Raw genomic sequence first — 20,816 nt, 5'->3', positions numbered from 1 at the left:
AACCAGCGGACAACCCATGCTAAGGCGGAATATTTATGGAAATAAAAATTATAGAGTTGATTAAATTTATCGGGGGAAAAATAGGGTGGCTAACCCTGGCCGCATTCTGGTTCCTTTTGCCGCAGCACGCCTTTGCCATTCAGTGTAATACCGCGACAGGCTCGCCCGTGAGCTATGATTTTAATTTCCAGTTTGCTTCACAGCAAAACTATGTCGGCTATACCACCGGCTGGAACCAAAAAACCGACAGCGGTTCATACACGATAAGCGGCGGATGCAATAATAAAGATACCGTCTACTACACCGCTCAGGCGGGAGCCGGCCTTAGCTACTCTTTCAACGACGGCTCTGCTAACTGGTTCGATATCACCGGCAATGATTATTTGCAGGTCGCCTCGCAGATCTACGTGTATAACGCCTCAGGCGGCAGCACCTATCATAATGTGCCTTTTGTTGATTTATCCAATAACTGTAATGGGAGATGCGGCGGCACGGCGACGACCGGCAGCCGGGTGCAGGTCAGTTTTCGTATTAAACGGAAATTTGTCGGCGTGACGACGTTGCCCTCCATTCCCATTTTTTCCGTCTATGGCAATCAGGGCAGTACGGGACTGGGTACGGGATCGCCTTTGGTGGTGGGATACCTGAGCGGCACGGTGACGGTACCGCAAAGCTGTACGCTGAACGCCGGACAGGTGGTTTCCATCGACTTCGGCAATATTTCCACCGGCGCGTTTACCACGGCGGGCAGCAAGCCCGATGGCGTGAAAACCGCCACCCGCACCATCGGCATTGCCTGTAACGGCATTGCCGCTCAGACCAATCTCTCGCTGCGCGTTCAGGCGGATACGACATCCGGCAATGCGATTGTCTCTGATAACAGCGATGTCGGCTTTGTGGTTACCGACGGCAGTAGCAGTCCGCTGACGCCGAACGATCTTGCCAGCGTGCTGCCCTTTACGCTGGATGATAACGACAGCGCCAACGTGACGATCACGGCTTATCCGGTCAGCGTGACCGGCAATAGGCCACAGGCAGGCGTCGTGACCGCGCTGGCTTACCTGCGTGTCGATTTTGACTAAGGGGAAAATAGTCATGAGATTGCCAGATGCTTTGCGCCTTCGCGCGCCGGCCGCACATCTGTCGCTGGTGGTCTGGCTGTGGTGTAGCCTGCCGCCCGCCCAGGCGGATCTGGGGGCCACGAACATGCAGCTTACCGCGACGCTGGTGTCGAACAGTTGCTCGGTCAGCGTGGCCTCGCAGGAACAGACCGTCAATATGGGAACCCTGGCGACAAAGGCGTTTTCCGCGGGGAAAGCGGGGGCGCCCCCGGTCCGATTTGCCATCAATCTTGAAAACTGCGGTTCGGCGGTCTCTTCGGTCTCCGCCACGTTTTCCGGCGCCGCGGATGCCAATGACGCGACGCTGCTGGCGTTAAATGCCGACAGCATCGCTACGCATGTCGCTATCGCCATTCTGGACAAGGATCGCAATCGTATTCCGCTTGGCAATGCCAGCGAACAATACCCGCTGACCGCCGGCGTCAGCGACGCGCAGTTGGTGTTTTACGGCCAGTACGTGGCGACGCAGGATAGCGTGACCGCCGGTTCCGCCAACGGCGACGCCACCTTTACGCTGAATTATCAGTAATGCGATATCCGGCGGCGGCCGAATACAACCTTTACCGCGAGGCCGCTGCGGTCACTTGTCATTCCGGTTGAGAGAAAAATAACCGCCGGGCGTTACCCCGAAGCGTTGACGAAAAACGGCAATGTACGCGCTGACATTCTCATAACCGCAGGCCGCGGCAACGTTGCCGACGGCGTCGCCTTTCGCCAGGAATTCCATCGAGCGCAGCAGGCGGGCTTGCTGGCGCCAGTGAGAAAAATTGATCCCGGTCTGGGCGAGGAAAAGCCGGCTCAGCGTGCGTGCGCTCAGGCCGCTCCATTTCGACCATTCCGCCTGAGTCCGCGGATCGGCCGGATTTTCCAGTATTTCGCGCGCGATTTTCAGCGCCCGGCTATCCTGCGGCAGCGGCAGGTGTGAGGGGATTGTCGGGGCTGATGATAGCTCGTCGATGAGCACCTGAATCAGGCGCAGATGTTTCTCCGTTAATGAGGAGGCGTTCAGGTTGGCGATGCGTTCCACCAACGCTTGCAACAGCGCATTCGCGCTGAAAATCTGCGGCGCGCCGGGTAGTTCCCGGCAATATTCCGCCGCCAGATAGAGACTACATCCCGTCATATGGCCGAAAGCGCATGCCCGGTGGGCGACATGCGGCGGAAACCAGCCAATACAGCCCGCCGTCAGCGCCCACTGTTTATCCTGAGTTTCAAGCGCAATCATGCCGCGGTTTAACCAGTAAAGCTGACCGGCGGTATGTTGGTGCCAAGGCGTAAGGGACTTTTTCGCGTGTTCCAGTTTTTCGCTGCGGATGATGTTCATTATGGCGGAAAATCATTATTAAATGTCAGAGTATGGTTATTATGACACGCATTGGCCGGGTTATTCTCTGTGCATGCACTCAATCAGGGAGACGAAAATGGTATTTTCCGCGCAACAACAGGTTATCAACGCTTTACATCAGGTGATCGCCTCGCCAGTTCATAGCCCGGCGTCGATCGCTGAATTCTTCGACCCGGACTATGAGCAATGGGTGGACGGCAAGACGCTCGGCTATAACGATTTTCTGCATCATATGGCGCTGTTGAAGCAGGTCACGCGGCGTATGTCGCTGACGATCCTTGCCACGGCGTCGCAGGGGAACGATGTGCTGACGCATCATCTGGTCGAGGTTGAAAAGCAGGATGGCGTGCGCAGTACGATACAGGTGTTTGCGCATTTTACGTTGAGGAACCAGCGCATCTATCGGTGCAGCGAGTTAACCCATCTGGTTAATGGCGATCGTCAGGATGCGGATTTAGGATCGCGGGTGATGAGTGCGCAGTAGCGTGATCTTATCGGGTCGATGTCGTGTGGGATTGATCCTTCCCGGCTTGGGCGATGTTGCCCGCAATGGAACGGCAGACCTGATGCAGTCCGTCAATCAGGCCGCCGCTGCGGCCGCGCAGATGGATCATGCCGAAGGCCGGACTCCAGTAGTCCGATATCAGCGGAATACGTACGATCGCCTCGGACATCGGGCTATTTTCGGTCGGCAGCGGACAAAGGTTGAAGACCGAATAACCGAGACCGGCGGCGACCATACTGTATGCCATTTCGCGCGAACTTACGGTGTAGCCGACCCGCGGCTTGACGCCATGGTGATCGAAAAGGCCGGCGTAGTAGCGCCGGGCGCCGTCGAAATCGAGAAGAATGTATGTCTCTTCTTCCAGCTCTGATAAATGGATTTCATTTTTTCCGGCAAGCGGATGATCCGGGCGCAGGCCGATATGAAGAGGCGGCTTGAATAGCTCGACGAACGCCAGTGAAGGGTGCAGATCGTCGTTGAAGGTGAAAGCCGCCGCCAGTTTGTCGGCGCGAACCGCTTCCGACAGTTCTTTCGCGCTGTGTTCATAGAGCTGGATGTGTCCGTTCAAAACAGACAGGGAAAATTGCGCGACCAGCGTCGGCATGACCAGCGAGCCTGCGCTGGCAAGCACGCCCAGGGAAATATCGCGTTCCCAATCATGGGGAATATGCGCCGCCGCCTGTTCAAACCCCCGATAGGCGCTGAGAAATTCTTCGGCGAGCGCGCAGAATCGTTCTCCGTCCCGAGTCAGTCTCATTCCTTTGGCCGGTTCGCTGAGGAACAGGCTGATATGCAGCCTCGCTTCAATAAGGCGGATCGCTTCACGGATCGAAGACACGGAAACCGACATGCCTTCGGAGGCTTTGGCGAGCGAACCGGTCTGCTTTACCGCGACAACATAACGCAGGTGTTTGATCGAATAGGACACGCTTTCGCCTGAATATTTATAGTGACAGTTTGGTTAAAGCATACATTTTATGTACCTATTGCTCAATATTAATGCATTTTTTCAAATTAGGAATTTTCGCTAGTCTGACCCAAAGAAGACAAAAACCAATGTGATCAGGGGGACTGGTATGGAAAGAAGTTCGGCGGCTGTTTCCGCCCGCGAGCAGAATGAAACACAGGCTAACGCGCCGGGGAGAACGGCGAGTATCGGGGCGATAACGCTTGGAAATGCGCTTGAGTTTTATGATTTTACTATTTACAGCATTTTTGCCGCCGTAATAGCCCGACAGTTTTTCCCGGCGGAAACGCCGCTGGGCAGTCTGCTGCTTTCGGTTGCGGTTTTTGGCGTCGGGTTTCTGACGCGTCCGCTCGGGGGGATCCTGATCGGCGCCTATGCCGATCGAAAAGGCCGGAAAGCGGCCATGACCCTGACCATTTCGCTAATGGCGCTGAGTTCGGCGATGCTCGCCGTTATTCCGCCTTATGCCGCCATCGGCATCGCTGCGCCTTGCCTGGTGGTGCTGGCCCGTCTTATTCAGGGCTTTTCCGCCGGCGGTGAAATGGGGCCGGCCACCACCTACCTGCTGGAACGCGCGCCCGCCAACCAGCGCGGGTTTTACACCAGCTGGCAGTCGGCCAGCCAGGGGCTGGCTTTCCTGATCGCCGGTCTGATGGGGTTTATCATGACGCAAATCTTGCCGAAAGAGAGCCTGGAATCATGGGGATGGCGGCTGCCGTTCCTGCTGGGGGTGCTGATTGCCCCCGTCGGCATCTATATTCGTAATCGTCTGCCTGAAACGCTGAACCGCGAACAGGCGCATCGCTCGACAAAAGCCGTTCTTGCCGATTTGTTCGCCGGTCATGGCCGTACCGTGACGCTCGCCGGTCTCGCTATCGCCGGGGGCGCCGTCACCATGTATATATCAAGCTATATGACCACCTACGCGCTGACGACGCTCAAGCTGCCGATGGGCGTTTCAATGCTGGCGACGTTCGTCACCGGCGCTACCATGGCGGTAATGAGCCTGGTGGGCGGTTGGCTGTCTGACCGCTTTGGCCGCAAGGTGGTGATGATTGTTCCGCGCATGCTGTTGGTTCTGGCGGCGTATCCCGCCTTCCTGCTGATCACGCAGCATCAAACCGGCACTATGCTGCTTTTGATGGTCGCGCTGCTGGTGACGCTGCATTCAATCAATGCCGGCGTGATGCTGGGCATGATCCCTGAATCCTTCCCGAGCCACGTGCGCAGCATCGGTCTCTCTTTTTCCTATGCCGTGGCGGTCACCCTCTTCGGCGGAACGGCGCAGTTCGTGGTCACCTGGCTGATCGGCGTCACCGGCAATCCGATGACGCCGGCCTGGTATCTGGTCATCGCCAATGCCGTCGCCGTCGTGGCCATGATGATGATGCGTGAAACGCGGCATGTCGCGCTTAATGATTAAATAGAGTAGGGAAACGGTAATAATGAACGACACGATATTAAAAAAAATCAGCGGCTATCTTCCTGAGCTGATCGCCATTCGTCAGGATATTCACCAGCACCCCGAAGCGGCATTCGAAGAGCAACGCACATCCGAGCTTGTCGCCGGAACGCTTGCAAGTTGGGGCATTGAGGTTACGCGCGGGTTCGCCGGCACCGGCCTGGTCGGCACCATCGTCGGCAACCGGCCGGGGGGCCGCCGTATCGGACTCCGGGCGGATATGGATGCGCTTAATATGCAGGAAACGAGCGGCTTGCCTTATTCCTCCGTCTGTCCGGGGAAAATGCACGCCTGCGGCCATGACGGCCATACGGCGATGCTGCTGGGCGCGGCCCGCTACCTTGCCGAACATCCCGACTTCGCGGGGACGGTGCATTTTATCTTCCAACCGGCGGAGGAAGAGGGCGGCGGCGGGCGCGTGATGATAGAAGATGGGCTGTTTGAGCGTTTCCCCTGCGATGCCGTCTACGGATTGCACAACGAGCCGGGGTTGCCGGTTGGCCGGTTCGGCATCCGGCCCGGACCGATGCTGGCCAGCGTCGATACCTGGAGCGTCAAATTCAAGGGGACCGGCGGGCATGGCGCGGTTCCGCATCGCGCCACCGATCCCAGCATGCCGCTTGCGCATTTCCTGCTGGGCCTGCAAACCATTATTGGGCGTAACGTGCCCGCCCGGGAGACGGCGGTTCTCAGCGCCGGTTATATCTCGGCGGGGCATGCACGCTCCGCCAACGTCATTCCCAGCGAAATTGTGGTGCGTGGAACCGCTCGCTCCTATGAGGCATCGGTCAGGGATACGTTGGAACAGCGGCTTTCCGATCTGGCGCTCAATCTGGCGGCCGCTCACCAATGTACGGCGGAGGTCTGCTATGAACGGGGATATCCCGCCCTGGTCAACGCCGCGCCGCAAACGGAACTCGCCGCCGCCGCCGCCGTATGTACGGTGGGCGAGCAGGGGGTTGATGCGGTGTATCCGCCGATTACCGCCGGTGAGGATTTCGCCTATATGCTGAAGGCGCGGCCGGGCGCGTTTATGCTGATTGGCAATGGCATCCAGCCTGATGGCACATTTCATCATGTCCACACGCCGCTGTTTGATTTCAATGACGATATTCTGCCGCTCGGCATCGGCTATTGGATCAATATCGTGAAGCTGGAACTGGGCGGGGAATAAGCGCTTTAGCTAACCCCACCCCGGCCCTCCCCTTCCCAGGGGAGGGAGAAACGCCCGCGTTAGCGCCTCCCCCTGACAAGCTGTCTCTTATACACAAATGTAGGGGCTATGACGGGGTTTGCCGTTATCCGGCGTAAGAAATTATGCTGAGGAGATAGCAGGCTTAGGATGAGCCGCACGGACGCGGCGAAAGCTTGCGCCACGTCTGGAACGTGTCGCAAGCGGTCCGTTAAGCCTGATACCGACGAAGGCATCGCGCAGCGACATAATTTAGCCGCAAGCCGGGGTTCATAGGGGGCTGGCGTCTGAGCCCCCTATGTCGGGCGCGTGCTGCGAGGCAGCATGAAAATAGCGGCATTGTGGCGCACGAAACTATCTCCAAGTCCGCATAAAAATGTGACTAAGAGACAGCTGACAAGGGGGAGGTTGGGTGGGGGTCATTAGCCGCCGATTTTTACCAGCGTCCGGCCCTGTATTTTGTTATGCAGGAAATCCGCGGCCGTATTGGGCGCCTCTTCCAGGCTGATTTCAGTCGTCGCCTGCTGGTAGAAACTCTCCGGCAGAATCTTCGTTAACCGGTTCCAGACGTCGACCCGGCGAGCGGTCGGAACCGAAACGGAATCCACCCCTTGCAAACGCACGTTACGCAGGATGAAAGGCATGACTGTGGTCGGCAGATTGAATCCGCCCGCCAGGCCGCAGGCGGCGACGCAGCCGCCATAGTTCATTTGCGCCAGCACTTTTGCCAGCACGTTATCCCCCACCGTATCGATTGCCCCGGCCCAAAGCTGCTTTTCCAGCGGGCGGGACTGGGCGAAATCGGCGCGGGGAAGGATCTCGGCGGCGCCGAGTCGCAGCAGATAATCCTTGGTGCTTTCACGTCCGGTTACGGCCGTTACGGTATAGCCCAGCGCGTGCAGTAACGCGACAGCCGTACTTCCCACTCCGCCGCTGGCGCCGGTGACCACGACTTTGCCGCTTTCCGGCTTGACTCCCGCGTCTTCCAGCGCCAGGACGCAAAGCATGGCGGTAAAACCGGCGGTACCGACGATCATGGCCTTACGCTCATCCAGTTCCGCGGGAACCGGCACCAGCCAGTCGCCTTTCACGCAGGCTTGCTGCGCTAAACCGCCCCAGTGCGTTTCACCCACGCCCCAGCCGGTCAAAATCACCGACTGACCCGCTACGAAACGCGGGTCATTACTGCGGCTGACGCGGCCGGAGAAATCAATGCCCGGAACCATCGGAAATTGACGGACGATTTTGCCTTTTCCGGTAATTGCCAATGCATCTTTGAAATTAAGGCCGGACCAGTTGACATCCACTAACACCTCGCCGTCAGCCATGGCGGGAAGCGTGATGTCTTTTATCTCCGCCAGCGTTTTGTCGTCTTGCTGTTCGAGTACCAGAGCTTTCATTATTTCGCCTTTAATTTGTTGGAAACGTTCCCTTCTGTCTGAGGCTTTGAATTGCGGCCGAGAAGGAGAACGGTTTAATCAATCGCCACGTGCTGATGAACGCACAGGGGATCGCTTTCAGTCACTGTTGTTTGTCGGAAAATGGTCTTTTTCATTTTCCTGACCGCAGGTGCTCTTTTTATGAATGCTTTGTAGAAAAAACGCCCAAAACTGTTCCAGCGGTTCTACCGAACGGAATAATTTTGCGCGCATCACGGCGCCTTCCCAGCCAGACCAGAACATCCGGGCAAGCAGCAGGGGCGGCGTAGTGGTGGCGATTTGTCCGGCACGTTGCGCTTCTTCCAGACATTGCGCGACACGGCGCTCCCAGTCGTCCAGGATGGATTTGAGCATGTCGGGAAAATCTTCGGGAAGCAGGGGGGCCTCTTGCAGCAAGTTGCCGACCAGGCACCCTCGTTTAAAGTCATATTTCGCCATCCCCAGACCGGCGTGGGTAACAAAATTCTGCATACGCTGCAAAGGCGGTAACGGGGTATTCAGTAAAAACTTATCCAGCTTGTGGGCGAAAAACGAACCGTAGGCGGTTAGCACCGCGATGCCGAACTCTCTTTTATTCTTGAAATAGTGATAAAAAGAGCCTTTGGGCACCGAAATATTTTTAATGACGGTATCAATGCCGGCGGACAGGTAACCGGTCTTGGTTATCACTTCCAGTCCTGAGCGAATCAGCTCTTGCCGCGTATCGGTGAAGCCTCGATCCGTTTTAGGCGGCCGCCCCCTGCGAGGCTTAAGTTCGGCGTAGGATTCAGAATTCATAATTTAGACCGGTTGGTTTTTAATCACCAAAATCCTACGCTTAATCGCCGGCGCAGGCAAGCGCCGGCTATGCCGCAATCGCAGTATTGTGTTTATCGGTGGGGAATTTTTTTCCGCTGATATATCCGCCGGTACGTTCGGCGGCGGACCTGAGGCGCTTAACCGGGATGCTTTCCGCGTAAGTTATCCATAACGGCCGCTATGCCAATTTTTCCCGCGCTATCGGGATCAACTGTTGCTCGGTTAACGGCGCCAGCGTCATTCCCGCGGGCGGCTTTTGTATATTGATCCACACGGCTTCTTCAATTTCCGCCGCCGGGACGATCGGCGCGGAAAGCGGGAGCCAGAAAATATCCGCGTCTATCCAGGTATCCGGTTCGTTGGCGGCCTTGGCATGATAACGCCCCATAGGCTGCAATTGCGCTTCATCGATATGCAGCGACAGCTCTTCATTCAGCTCGCGCAGCAGGGCATCGGTCGGCGTTTCCTGACCGTCGATTTTTCCGCCAGGTTGCATGAAGGCCAGCGTATTCCGTTTCCTGACCAACAGCATTTCTCCGGCATCATTCACCACGATCGCGGCGGAAAGGCGCAAGGTTTTGGGTGCGTTGTTGTGAGTGGCGGTTATCATGGCGTTACTTTCCTATCGATGCGGAAGACAGCCATTTTTGTTCCGGCGGCGTATAGTGGGCGAAATTTTCGACTAACTGACCGATATCTGAACTAAAACTCAGCATCTTGTCAAAACGCTCCATCATAAATCCTTCCCTGACCATCTGCTTGCTCATCGCCTGCAACGGGTCATAGTAACCATTAATATTATAGAAAGCGCAGGGCTTATGATGCAGGCCCAGCTGCGCCCAGGTCCATTGCTCAAATATTTCTTCAAGCGTGCCCGCGCCGCCGGGCAGGGCGACAAAACCATCCGCCAGCTCCGCCATTTTCGCCTTGCGTTCATGCATGTTTGCTACCACGATCAGTTCGGTCAACCCTTTATGCGCGATCTCCCGATCGGCCAGTCCCTGAGGAATAACGCCAATCACTTCACCACCGGCCGCCAGCGCGGCGTCTGCCATGGCGCCCATCAGGCCGACGCGTCCGCCGCCGTACACGATGGCAATATGGCGTAATGCCAGTTGTTCGCCTACCTGCTTTGCTGCTGTCATATAGACCGGGTTATGACCGGAGGCTGAGCCACAAAAAATACCTATTCTCATTTGAATCAACGGTTCCTGAGTGAATTGGATCAAAGAATAAATGCGTGTTGTTACATCATGTTTAAAATTATCAATTGATTGGCATGTGTTATCTCCCTGTTTTACCGCTGCGGACGGTCCTCATTATAACGAATACCCACCAGAGGCAAGTAATTTGTTCGTGTCTGGGGGAGGCGTGATGACGTTGATGGGCGGGGAGGAATTGATATGCTGCCGGCGGTCTGGGCTGGGCCGCCTGTCGGCGGCCTTTTCAATAAGGTAACAGGCGGGATCAGTGGTTGCCGTGCTCGGCCGTCGCGGGCTCTGTTACGGCGGGCTCTGTTACAGCGGGCTCTGCTTCGGTTATCGGCGCCGCCTCGGTATCCGGCGTTGTCGTCTGTTGGGCGGTATCTTTGTTTATGCTGTCTTTGATCGCCTGCGTCTGTTTTTGGGCTTCGGCGGAAAGATCGTGCGCGCCGCTGATGGCGCTATCCTTGATATCTTTTGCCTGCTCGACGATCTGATCGCTCTGCTGCTTAGCCTGTTCCTTGATGGCGCCGGCCTGCGCTTTGGCTTCATCGGTAATGGTATCGGCATGTTGCTCGGCGCTGTTTTTAATCGCCGCGGATTCTGATTTCAACTGGTCGATGCGCGCAGAGGCTTCTTTCTTCACTTCATCGGCTTTCTTTTTGGCCTCATCGGTGAGCTGATCGGCTTTGCTGTCGGCGGCTTCTTTGATTTGTTGCGCGTTATCCTTCGCTTTGTCCAACTGTGAGTCCACTTTGGACGAGTCGTCACAGCCAGCGATAGCTAATCCGATCAGTGAAGCCAGCAGAATCTTATTCCATACTTTCATGATTTATGTTCCTGAAAATTGATTGGATGTTAAAAATATGTAACTTAATCATTGTTTTATATGAGGAAATAATAGTACATATTTCAATATTTGCCACATCGGGTTTCAGGTTTGGGAAACCAAGCGTTTTCATCGTATTGCGGTGATATATCAGGGGGAAATGAGGGCGTCTTCGCCACCGTATCCGGCAGCGGATTTCCCGCAGCGCGATCGTCAAAGGATGGTGAAAACGAACGAGATACGACAATTGACCGCTGTTCGATAAAGATTGTCTTGATATGTTAACGCCGGTCAACCTGATTTGCCTGATAATGAGTCACTATCAGATTTTCAGGGTAACAATGAATATAAGATTATTTCAATAATAAAAAATCGGTCCTTTTATAAGGAACGTTATTCCTGATAACGAATATATATATCGAATCATATCTTCTGTTTATGGATTATAAGTAGTCCGTATCGATTCAGTAAATCGGATTGCTTATTCGCCTGACAGAGATATGCCATTGAATTCGCAGTGTCGCCAATTTAATGCGGGATATTCGGATTTAACGTATTTTCAATTAATTAGTCCGGATAAATCAGTGGTATAGAACAGGGTGTATTAACAATGATAAATGTGGGAACGAAACTTAACCAAATAGTTACAAAGACGATGTCGCCGGTATTATCAACCCTGATTAATAAGGTCGATGAAGAGGGCTTTGAGAAGATATTTACCCTGGGCGCTAAATTTGCCGGGGACAATAAGGATGACCTGCTGCGCCTGGCGGAAATATGTCACGACAAAGACCCGATGGTCAACGGATGGATCAGAGCTTTACGCGGAATGGGAAAAAAGCCAAGGGCCAAGCTGGTTAATAATCTTATCCTTAATCACTTTATTTACGGCAGTGGCATACGTAACCGGAAAGGTATTGAATATAATACGCATGTTCCGTTTCTGGTCTTAATTTCCCCTACATACGCCTGTAATTTACGCTGTAAAGGCTGCTACTCGGCGCTTTATGGCGACCGCTATCATTTCGAAGAAGATGAAATGATGAATATATTGCAGCAGTTTTACGATCTTGGCGTGAGGTTTTTTACTTTTACCGGCGGAGAACCTTTTGTTTATCCGGCAATTATGCGTATTTTCGCCAAATTTAATGACTGTTTTTTTATGGTTTATACCAACGGTACGCTGCTGACGGAGTCGCGCGTTAAGCGGCTGGCGGAGCTGGGCAATGTGGCGGTGACCATTTCCATTGAAGGCTGGGAGAATATGACCGACTGGCGACGCGGCGACGGCGTTTTCCAGAAAATTATTACCGCTTATCATCGGCTGCGCGAAGCCGGCATTTTATGCGGCGCTTCCATGATGGCGACGCGTAAAAATCACGACCAGATGACGGATGACAAGTATTGGGATTTTATCAGCGGACTGGGCGTGGAATATGTCTGGGTGTTTCAGTATATGCCTATTGGCCGCGATGCCACTTTCGATTTGGTGCCCACCGCGCAGCAGCGCTATGAACGTTTCCATAAAATAGAACAATTGCGCAAGTCGGGCCGCTTCGCCTTTATTGCTGATTTCTGGAACCATGGTTTCCTGGTGAATGGCTGTATGTCCGGCGGGGCGAATTATCTGCACATTAATGCCAAGGGTGGGGTGGAGCCCTGCGTCTTTCAGCAATATGCGGTCGATAATATTCGTGATAAATCGGTTATCGACGTACTGAAATCACCGTTCTTTGAAGGCTATAAACGGGATATTCCGTTTAATAAAAATCTGATGCAGCCTTGCCCGATAATTGATAATCCAGAGAAATTTCGACAGCACATTATAGAAAGCGGCGCGCAGCCGCAGCATGATGGCAGCGATAGCTATTTTAAATTCAGCCGCGAGTTGGATAATCTGGCGCAGGAATGGAAAAAGTACGCGATAAAGATATGGGACGAAGAAGGATACGGTAAGGAATATAAAGCGGAAATGAATCTGTACAGTAATGAACCCGCCGCGGAAATGGCGGCAGAGAAATAGGTTCCGTGCTCGGGGTTGTGAGACGCCTGCTCCTTTCATCAATCGTGTTTATCGGGTCGGGCTCGATTGGATCCCGCGCAGGAATATCTCAAGCCTTTTTTTGATGTGCTCTATTCTGCACGCTCGTTCCGGCTGTTGCCGTACTCTTCTGTGCGGCAACAGCGCGCCAAAGACGATATCCATCAGCATACCGGCGCAAACGGCTGGATCGTCAACCGTCATCCGGCCGCGATCGGCCTCCATCCGCAGCCAGTCGATCAGCGCCTCTCTGGAACGGATAATCTCATTTTCATAGAGATAATCGGACAGCTCCGGGAACTGTATCGACTCTCTGACGATCAAATTGAGAATAGCTTCCCGCGCGCGATCGGCTTCCTCATCAATGTCCAGGCGAAATATTTCGATCAGCGTATCCAGCAACGGCAGCATCTCGTCCTGCGGACGAGGCAAGTCGAGGATTAAATGCCGGTGTTCATGGATGGCGGCGGCAAACAGCGCGGTTTTGTTACTGAAAGCCTCATAGATCGATCGCTTGGAAACCCTGGCCTTTGCCGCGATAACGGCGGTCGTCGTTCGGGCGAAACCCAGTTCAATAAAGGCCTCATAGGCGCCCTTAATGATAGATTGTCGGCGTTCTTGGTCTCCGATAACTTTCGGGCGTCCGCGTTTCGCGCCGGGTTTTTTGGGGGTGAGGTCCATCCATTCTCCCGATTTTGGCTTTTCAATTGACAGTCGGCACCGGCTACAATATGGTACTTCACAAGTACCATATCAGCTGATCGCTCGCTCTTCAAGACGGGCAAGATTAGCTTTCGCCCCAAGCGGGCCGGCAGGCGATCTGCGGACGTCGCCTATTAAGCAAAAGAGGATGAATATGTCGCAGGCTATCGCTTCTCACGGCACCGGGCCGAGTCCCATTCGCGATCCGAGCAACGGGTTCATCTCCGTTACCCTGCCGATAAAGCGCGGTACAGAGCTGGCTTTGAAGGTTGGTTGAGGAACTAACATGCAATCTCGGCGAGAATTCCTGCTGACGGGGCTCGGATTAGGCATCGCGGCGTTGCTCCAGCCTATCGCGATATCTGCGCGTGCGGCAAATGCCGCTGTTTTTAGCGCTGGGGCGGGGCGGGCGGATATCGTGTTTTCCGCCGATCTCTATCCTCTGGACGGATTCGTCGGCGAGCGCGATCCGCTCTCCGTCCGGCTTCTCTTGCTGGATGACGGCGGCAAGCGGATGGGCATCGCCGTCGTCGACCTGACTTCGATTTCCGACGCTATGATTAGCGCGATAAAGACGATCCTGGCCGATGTCGCGGGCGTAGCGGCGGAAAACGCCCTGGTCTGCGCCAGCCACACTTTTTCGACGCCGCATATTTTTTCGGCCGGACAGGCTCCGGCCGGTACGGATCTCGCGCGCAACGACGCCGCCTTGCGGGCGGTCGAAGCGGCGCTGCGCACGGCAGCGACACAGGCCGTCGCGAATTTGCAGCCTGCCCGTTTGGGCTTCGGCTCAGGGACCAGCCGGGTGAATGTCAACCGTGATGTGCCTACCCCTTACGGATGGTGGCTGGGGGCCAATGATGCCGGGTTCGCCGATCCTTTTCTCGGCGTATTGCGTATTGATGGCCTCGACGGCAAGCCGTTGGCGATCCTGATGAACTTTGCGGTGCAGTCTTCGGTTATGGACGGATCGCAGCGCTCGGCGGGCGGCCGGTTGATTTCCGCCGATCTCGCCGGGGCGGCCGCGCGTCATGTCGAAACGCATTATGGTTCAGGCGCGGTAGCGCTGTTTCTCGTCGGCGCGGCAGGCGACCAGGCTCCCTATCTTCAGGCGAACCGGCATGTCGTCAACAAGGACGGCAGCGTCGGTCAGACCGATCTGCACGAGGCGGGATTCATGCTGCTGGATCTGCTGGGTGAACGGCTTGGCGCCGACGTCGTGCGCGTCGCCCAGCACATCGTAACGCAACCCGGCGGCGAGCTGGAAATGCGGCGCGAGAGTATTGCGGTGGATTCACAGAGCTTTACGCCGGAAGATAAGCCGGTCGGTCCCGTGACCGCTTTTAACTATAAGATCGGCGCGCAACGCACGCTTCCCGTGATACTGATGAGTATCGGCGGCATGGTTTTGGTTGGCATGCAACCGGAGCTGTCCGCCAGCATCGGCGCGCAAATCCGCCGTGGATCGCCGTATCCGCAAATCATGGTGGCGACGATGGTCGATGGCGCGGCCAAATATATGCCCGACGCGCAAAGTTACGACCGCTTCACCTACGAAGCGCGTAACTCGCCGTACGCCAAAGGCGCGGCCGAAGTGGCGGCGACCGCTATCGTTGATAAACTGAAACGAATGAAAGATAGCCATAACCGAGGAGAATGAAGATGCCATCACGTCGGGAATTCCTGATCATGGGCGTATGTACCGGAGCACTGATTGCGATCAATGTCCCTGTTTTTGCCAAAGGCAGCACCCGCAATGCAACGGGGGCAACCGCCATCACCCAGGTCTTTGGCGATGGCATTCGATTGACGGGGGTCGCCGTGGAGTACGACGCCGCCATCAACGGCGCGGAATTGTCTGCGGCGAGTTTCCGCGTTGAAGGGCGGACGGTCACCGGCGTATTCGCCAGCACATCGGCCAATCCTGCTGACCGCGCGGCGGAAGGGCGTTTCGCCATCATTACCCTATCGCCGGAGGATGAAAATGCTGCGCTCGCCGAGAAAGTACAATCGCCAAGCACAGGGCAGGCGCCTTCTTCTCCCGCTGACGGGAATAGCCCTGGGAAAAAAGGCGGCGGACCTGGAAATGCCGGGGATATACCGGTTTACGACACGATCTATAAGACCGCCGCCGCCAGCGTCGTTCAGTCCGCCCCCGTTGCGATGACCAACGGCGATGTCATTCCCGCGAGTCATCACGCGATGGCGACAACCCAGGTCGAAAATCCGATCGTCGACGATTTCCAGCAACTGGAGTTTCACGATGCGAAAACGGGCAAGACGCTGCGCTATAACCTGTTCGTGCCGAAAAACTATGATGCAAACACCGCCTATCCGCTGGTGTTGTTTATGCACGATGCCGGCGCAACCAGCGACGTCCCGCGTACTACGCTGTATCAGGGATTGGGCGCGGTGTCTTGGGCAAGCCCCGAAGATCAGGCTCAGCGGCCTTGTTTCGTTTTGGCGCCGCAGTATGCCGAAATCATCGCCGATGACGATTCGAAAACCTCCGATATGCTGGATACCACCATCGACCTGATCAATGCGCTCGCCGAGCAATACCGCATCGATCGCAACCGGCTCTACACCACCGGCCAGTCGGGCGGCTGTATGATGTCGATCGCGATGGATATCAAGTATCCAACATTTTTTGCGGCCTCTTTCCTGGTCGCCGGTCAATGGGCTCCCGAACGGGTGAAACCGCTCGCCACACAGAAACTTTGGATTCTGGTATCGCAAGATGACGACAAAGCCTATCCGGGGCAAAACGCCATTACCGCGGTTCTGGAAAAGGAAGGGGCGAAGGTCAGCCGCGCCGTCTGGGACGGCGCCTGGACGCCGGAACAATTCCGCAGCGCTTTTGAAAAGATCGCGGCCGAGAATAGTCCCATCAATTACGTGACCTTCCGCAAAGGCACCGTCGTCCCGGCGAATCAGTCGAGCGCGGGAGCCAGCGGACACCGGAATACCTGGCGCATCGCCTATAGCATCGAACCCATCCGCGAATGGATCTTCCGGCAGCATAAATAGGCGGGGCATCGTTATCCGCCCGGTGTTGATTTGGGGAGCGGTTGTCTTGACGGTGAACTCGTTCGGCGATGCCCTGATAACTTGCGCTACGGCCGTATGCAACGGATTGCAGCTCACGCCAGACGGCGCGTTGAAAATCGCTGCCCGGCGTATCCAACGTTACCTCGAAACAGTGTCGTATACCCGCCTGATTATTTTAACCGGTGCCGTTATATCGTTATAGCTGAAATTCATCGGTCCATTGGATGGCATCACCCATCATTTTAATCACGATATCTTCGGAAATATTTAGATGCGCGATAACGATGTTGGCATCATCCCATCGTTGTTGCTCGTATAATTGCGCTAGATTTAAGAACGGGTAGAGCGCCCCTTCATGTTGAAGTAATGTATCTATCACAGTTTCAGATATCGTGACCTGTTTAAAAAGTTCATCCAGAGGGATATCAAGAATGACGTCAAGTAAGGAGAAGAGGCCGCAAAGAAAAGCGTCCTGAGAGTGCGAATGCAGGTTAAAGTGTTCAGCGATAAGCTCACAGAATCGCCCTCTGACCAGGCTGGTATGATACAACTCCGGCGTTTTTATATTATCCTTACTCGCCAGGCAGGCAACGGAAACAAACCGGCGCAGTTCATTTTTACCAAGATACATGGCAATTTCTTTGAGAGATAGCCGGTTAATGTTATGAATGCCGACTGCTTTATATAAAAAGTTTTTGGCATAACGCATGATTTTATAAGAAAGTGATAGATTGCGCTTAATGATTATTTCTATTTTATTAAAGTCTGGCTCTTCGGTATTTACCTCAAGCATGAGTTGAAATGCTGAAACTTCATTGAGTGAGAGTCGTCGGTTTTGTATTAGCTCTGGCTTGCTGTAAAAATATCCTTGAAATAGTTCGAATCCCTGTTTTTTATATTTTTCAAACTCAACGTAGGTTTCGATTTTTTCTGCGAGGAATGTAATGTGCTGAAGTTTTTGTTTGTGGGACTTTATATAATTATCTATTTCACTGAACGATTTGATTCTGACATCAAACTTTATCAGATTAATATAGGGAATAAATCTATCCCATGCGGGGCTTAAAGAAAAATCATCAAGAGCAATGCGGAATCCGTCGTCATGTAACTGTCGTATTGATGTTAACAAAAGATCATCAGGTTCGGCATTTTCGAGTATTTCAATAACGACTTCCTCGCGGGGAAGCGCATCCGCCAAGCCTTGGATGATCATTTGGTAGGGGAAGTTAATAAAAGAAGAATAATTACCAACGAGGCGGGAGTGCGGTGTGCATAGAAACTGATCTGAAATCATTTGCGTTGTGGCATATTCGTCTGAAACGGAAGGAAAAGTATTATTAAGCCCGTTTCTGAAAAGCAGTTCATAAGCCACGGTATTCAGATTTCGATCAAAAATAGGCTGTCGCGCAACAAATGAATATATCATAAAAATCCCTTCCTTATTTTAAAACGCATAGGTGGACAACTCCATTGTCATAAATTTTTTTATGATGTTAATCCTGTTAGTTTCAGTATTTAATCACGAAACGCTTAGTACTTCTTAAGATTCTATAGATATATGGAAATGATAATTTATGGGGATGTGGAATTTAAATGATAAATTTTGGATAAGAGTTAATTTCTTGCTCATTCATTGCAAGGCAAAATGCCCAAAACCTGGTGGGCCGCAGGCCAGCCATTGGCTGGTTAAATCATTTGCGGCGGGTCGGGCGTTCGTTTCCTTAGCGTATCGGCGGCTCGTTGGGGTCGGCGCGCATGCAGGCATCGTAAGTTAACTCAACTGAACTTATCTTGTCACAAGAGGCTTGATCTATTCATTGAATATAGAATACTGTATATAAATACAGTAATGATGATGGCAAAGTTCGAAACCTTGTCATTTTTGAAACATTGTCATTAATGACCTCTCTCCCGGCCTCCCCCTTGTCAGAGAGAGGCGCTAACTCATTAAAAAGTGGGGTTTTCTCCCTCCCTTGTGAAGGGGAGGGCCGGGGGTGGGGTTAGAACCACAAAGTGTGTTATCAAAATAAACTGTATGTAAATACAGTTCCATGTGTGAGTAATTATGACCAGTCTCTATTCATATAAACAAAACCAGATCATTAAGTTACCTCTATTTTTAGAACGCGTTTCATGCGGTTTTCCCAGTCCGGCTCAGGACTATGTCGAAGATAGTCTTGATTTGAACAAACTGGTCGTTAAACATCCAAGCGCCACCTACTTTGTCAGAGTCAGTGGCGATTCAATGATTGGCGCGGGTATCGGCGATGGCGACTTACTGGTGGTCGATCGCTCATTGACCGCAGAACATGGTGATATCGTGGTTGCTGCGGTCGCTGGCGAATTTACCGTGAAAGAACTACGAACCCGACCCGTTCTCCAGCTAATACCGCATAACGCCAATTATGCTCCTATCGTTTTCCAGGCTGAGGAAGAATTGCAGATATTCGGCGTTGTGACATTCACCTTAAAAGCAAACAGACATGTTCGCGCTGGTTGATGTAAACAGTTTCTATACCTCCTGTGAGACTGTTTTTCGGCCAGACCTTCAGGGAAAACCCGTTGTAGTCGTATCAAATAACGACGGATGCATTATTTCGCGATCGGCGGAAGCGAAGGCGCTGGGCATAAAAATGGGGGCGCCTTACTTCAAAATTAAAGATGATTTGCGTCGTCATCAGGTGGCTGTTTTTAGTTCAAATTATGCGCTTTATGCCGATCTCAGCCACCGCGTAATGTTGACCCTGATGGAGATAGCCCCCTCTGTTGAAGTTTATTCCATTGATGAGGCTTTTATTGATATGTCTGGCGTATCCAACTGCATTCCGCTTGATACGTTTGGCCGTCAAATACGCAGTCAGGTATTGAAGAATACGGGGCTAACCGTCGGCGTCGGCATCGCACCGACAAAAACGCTCGCGAAACTGGCCAACTTGGCGGCAAAAACGTGGCGAAAAACCGGAGGCGTAGTCGATCTGTCTGATAGCAATCGCCAGCGTAAACTACTTTCTCTGATGCCGGTGCATGAAATCTGGGGCGTGGGCCGCCGCATCAGTAAAAAACTTGAGCTGATGGGGATGAAAACCGCGCTGCAACTTGCCGACTGCTCTCTCTGGGTGATCCGTAAACACTTCAATGTGGTACTGGAACGCACCGTTCGTGAGCTTCGCGGCGAATCCTGTCTGGAGTTCGATGAGTTTGCGCCGACCAAACAGCAGATCATCTGTAGCCGTTCATTTGGTCAGCGCATCACTCAATATAGTGATATGCATCAGGCTGTTTGCGCCTATGCCGAACGCGCGGCGGAGAAACTCAGGGCAGAGAGGCAATACTGCTGCGTTATCAGCGTATTTATGCGCACCAGCCCACATGCCGCAAATGAAGCGTTCTACGGTCCTCAAGCTAGCGGCCGTCTGACGACGCCTTCCAACGATACCCGGGACATTATTCGTGTCGCCATTAATGCACTGGATCGGATCTGGAAAGCCGGTTTTCGCTATATGAAAGCGGGTGTGATGCTAAGTGATTTTTTCAGCCAGGGGGTGGCGCAACTCAATTTATTCGATGAATATAAGCCCCAGCCCAACAGCAATGCGCTAATGCAGGTCATCGACCGTATTAATCATTCCGGCCGGGGGGCGATATGGTTTGCCGGACAAGGGATCCAGAAAAACTGGGCGATGAAACGTGAGATGCTATCACCAGGATATACGACACGTTATTCCGACTTGCCGATCGTCAAATAACCCGTGTTCTTCACCCGGCTGTCCTTGCCTTTCAACAGAAACAGGCGCGGGTGAACGCCACCCGCTCTCGCCCCGCGAACCACAATCAGCGATGGCCTCTTCAATTACCTGCTGGCTAAGCGAAGAGGCTTCAACAATCATTCATAGCCCCAGTGCGTATGCGTACCCGGGTAAATATTGATAACGACAGTAAACGGCAGGAGGATTGTCACGAGTAATTTCTTGCTCACGTTTTTAGACATACAGCAAGAATGTGGGTCCATCAAAAGCCGCATATTTACGAGCCTTTCGGGTAATCTGTGTGTGACTTACGATGTACCCTTTCGCATTATAATCGGGGTGAGTTTCTATTTTAAATTCACACTCACGTTCCTGCTCACTTAGCAGTTCGCAGGCCTCATCAAATGCACGTGAAT

General features: G+C 53.5%; 19 protein-coding genes and 1 pseudogene. 10 read left to right on the top strand and 10 right to left on the bottom strand.

Annotation, left to right across the window (positions count from 1 at the left end; translation table 11 throughout):
- The first annotated feature begins 35 nt into the window (after window positions 1–35).
- Both ACN28R_RS11305 and ACN28R_RS11300 read left to right on the top strand, forming a co-directional pair.
- Window positions 36–1,082: a fimbrial protein gene (locus tag ACN28R_RS11305; protein WP_053085560.1), complete on the top strand. Its 1,047-nt coding sequence runs from the start codon at window positions 36–38 to the stop codon at window positions 1,080–1,082.
- A 13-nt stretch (window positions 1,083–1,095) separates the two neighbouring features.
- Entirely contained in the window at window positions 1,096–1,650 is a 555-nt protein-coding gene (locus tag ACN28R_RS11300; protein WP_095834449.1) for a fimbrial protein, read from the top strand.
- 51 nt (window positions 1,651–1,701) lie between these two features.
- Here ACN28R_RS11300 and ACN28R_RS11295 read toward each other — a convergent pair whose 3' ends face one another.
- A complete protein-coding gene (locus ACN28R_RS11295) occupies window positions 1,702–2,445 on the bottom strand; it encodes a helix-turn-helix domain-containing protein (protein WP_048639535.1) in 744 nt (247 codons plus the stop codon).
- 97 nt (window positions 2,446–2,542) lie between these two features.
- On the opposite strand from ACN28R_RS11295, the gene ACN28R_RS11290 reads away from it, so the two are divergent.
- Window positions 2,543–2,950 (top strand): nuclear transport factor 2 family protein, encoded by a 408-nt coding sequence (locus tag ACN28R_RS11290; RefSeq protein WP_095834448.1) that lies wholly within the window; start codon window positions 2,543–2,545, stop codon window positions 2,948–2,950.
- Window positions 2,951–2,957: 7 nt separating this feature from the next.
- Here the strand turns inward: ACN28R_RS11290 and ACN28R_RS11285 are convergent, their stop codons facing one another.
- Window positions 2,958–3,899: a LysR family transcriptional regulator gene (locus ACN28R_RS11285; RefSeq protein WP_095834447.1), complete on the bottom strand. Its 942-nt coding sequence runs from the start codon at window positions 3,897–3,899 to the stop codon at window positions 2,958–2,960.
- Window positions 3,900–4,047: 148 nt separating this feature from the next.
- On the opposite strand from ACN28R_RS11285, the gene ACN28R_RS11280 reads away from it, so the two are divergent.
- Window positions 4,048–5,361, top strand: coding sequence for an MFS transporter (locus ACN28R_RS11280; RefSeq protein WP_095834446.1), 1,314 nt, complete (start codon window positions 4,048–4,050; stop codon window positions 5,359–5,361).
- A gap of 22 nt (window positions 5,362–5,383) precedes the next feature.
- Window positions 5,384–6,574: a M20 aminoacylase family protein gene (locus ACN28R_RS11275; RefSeq protein ID WP_095834445.1), complete on the top strand. Its 1,191-nt coding sequence runs from the start codon at window positions 5,384–5,386 to the stop codon at window positions 6,572–6,574.
- Window positions 6,575–7,014: 440 nt separating this feature from the next.
- On the opposite strand, the gene acuI is transcribed toward ACN28R_RS11275, so the two are convergent.
- The 5 genes from acuI to ACN28R_RS11250 form a co-directional block, all read right to left on the bottom strand.
- Window positions 7,015–7,992, bottom strand: a complete 978-nt coding sequence (gene acuI, locus ACN28R_RS11270; RefSeq protein WP_095834444.1) for an acrylyl-CoA reductase (NADPH) — start codon at window positions 7,990–7,992, stop codon at window positions 7,015–7,017.
- Window positions 7,993–8,109: 117 nt separating this feature from the next.
- On the bottom strand, window positions 8,110–8,808 hold the full coding sequence (gene acuR, locus ACN28R_RS11265) for an acrylate utilization transcriptional regulator AcuR (RefSeq protein ID WP_048639530.1): 699 nt from the start codon (window positions 8,806–8,808) through the stop codon (window positions 8,110–8,112).
- Between the two features lie 199 nt (window positions 8,809–9,007).
- Window positions 9,008–9,439: an NUDIX hydrolase gene (locus tag ACN28R_RS11260; protein WP_048639529.1), complete on the bottom strand. Its 432-nt coding sequence runs from the start codon at window positions 9,437–9,439 to the stop codon at window positions 9,008–9,010.
- A 4-nt stretch (window positions 9,440–9,443) separates the two neighbouring features.
- A complete protein-coding gene (locus ACN28R_RS11255) occupies window positions 9,444–10,025 on the bottom strand; it encodes an LOG family protein (protein WP_095834443.1) in 582 nt (193 codons plus the stop codon).
- A 271-nt stretch (window positions 10,026–10,296) separates the two neighbouring features.
- Window positions 10,297–10,860, bottom strand: coding sequence for an E3 ubiquitin--protein ligase (locus tag ACN28R_RS11250; RefSeq protein ID WP_231604255.1), 564 nt, complete (start codon window positions 10,858–10,860; stop codon window positions 10,297–10,299).
- 655 nt (window positions 10,861–11,515) lie between these two features.
- Between ACN28R_RS11250 and ACN28R_RS11245 the strand changes: the two genes are divergently transcribed.
- Window positions 11,516–12,883, top strand: coding sequence for a radical SAM protein (locus ACN28R_RS11245; RefSeq protein ID WP_048639527.1), 1,368 nt, complete (start codon window positions 11,516–11,518; stop codon window positions 12,881–12,883).
- 48 nt (window positions 12,884–12,931) lie between these two features.
- Here ACN28R_RS11245 and ACN28R_RS11240 read toward each other — a convergent pair whose 3' ends face one another.
- Window positions 12,932–13,582: a TetR/AcrR family transcriptional regulator gene (locus ACN28R_RS11240; RefSeq protein WP_048639526.1), complete on the bottom strand. Its 651-nt coding sequence runs from the start codon at window positions 13,580–13,582 to the stop codon at window positions 12,932–12,934.
- Window positions 13,583–13,889: 307 nt separating this feature from the next.
- Between ACN28R_RS11240 and ACN28R_RS11235 the strand changes: the two genes are divergently transcribed.
- Both ACN28R_RS11235 and ACN28R_RS11230 read left to right on the top strand, forming a co-directional pair.
- The gene (locus tag ACN28R_RS11235; protein WP_095834442.1) at window positions 13,890–15,263 is read left to right on the top strand and encodes a hypothetical protein; all 1,374 of its coding nucleotides are present in this window, start codon (window positions 13,890–13,892) and stop codon (window positions 15,261–15,263) included.
- Between the two features lie 2 nt (window positions 15,264–15,265).
- Window positions 15,266–16,633, top strand: coding sequence for a carboxylesterase family protein (locus ACN28R_RS11230; protein WP_095834441.1), 1,368 nt, complete (start codon window positions 15,266–15,268; stop codon window positions 16,631–16,633).
- Window positions 16,634–16,688: 55 nt separating this feature from the next.
- On the opposite strand, the pseudogene ACN28R_RS11225 reads toward ACN28R_RS11230, so the two are convergent.
- Together ACN28R_RS11225 and ACN28R_RS11220 are read right to left on the bottom strand one after the other, a co-directional pair.
- A pseudogene (locus ACN28R_RS11225) lies at window positions 16,689–16,820 on the bottom strand (XRE family transcriptional regulator); the annotation flags it as partial.
- Between the two features lie 30 nt (window positions 16,821–16,850).
- Window positions 16,851–18,080, bottom strand: a complete 1,230-nt coding sequence (locus tag ACN28R_RS11220) for an EAL and HDOD domain-containing protein (protein WP_310794038.1) — start codon at window positions 18,078–18,080, stop codon at window positions 16,851–16,853.
- Between the two features lie 639 nt (window positions 18,081–18,719).
- Between ACN28R_RS11220 and umuD the strand changes: the two genes are divergently transcribed.
- Together umuD and umuC are read left to right on the top strand one after the other, a co-directional pair.
- Window positions 18,720–19,154 (top strand): translesion error-prone DNA polymerase V autoproteolytic subunit, encoded by a 435-nt coding sequence (gene umuD / locus ACN28R_RS11215; RefSeq protein WP_048639524.1) that lies wholly within the window; start codon window positions 18,720–18,722, stop codon window positions 19,152–19,154.
- Window positions 19,138–20,400 carry a translesion error-prone DNA polymerase V subunit UmuC gene (umuC, locus tag ACN28R_RS11210; RefSeq protein ID WP_095834440.1) on the top strand — a complete coding sequence of 421 codons (1,263 nt, stop codon included), beginning with the start codon at window positions 19,138–19,140 and terminating at the stop codon, window positions 20,398–20,400. The genes umuD and umuC overlap by 17 nt, the downstream gene beginning before the upstream one ends.
- The last annotated feature ends 416 nt before the right edge of the window (window positions 20,401–20,816 follow it).

Origin of the sequence: Brenneria goodwinii (genome assembly GCF_002291445.1) — a bacterium.
GTDB classification, from domain to species: Bacteria; Pseudomonadota; Gammaproteobacteria; order Enterobacterales; family Enterobacteriaceae; genus Brenneria; species Brenneria goodwinii.
This window is presented reverse-complemented; position numbering and strand designations above follow the sequence as displayed.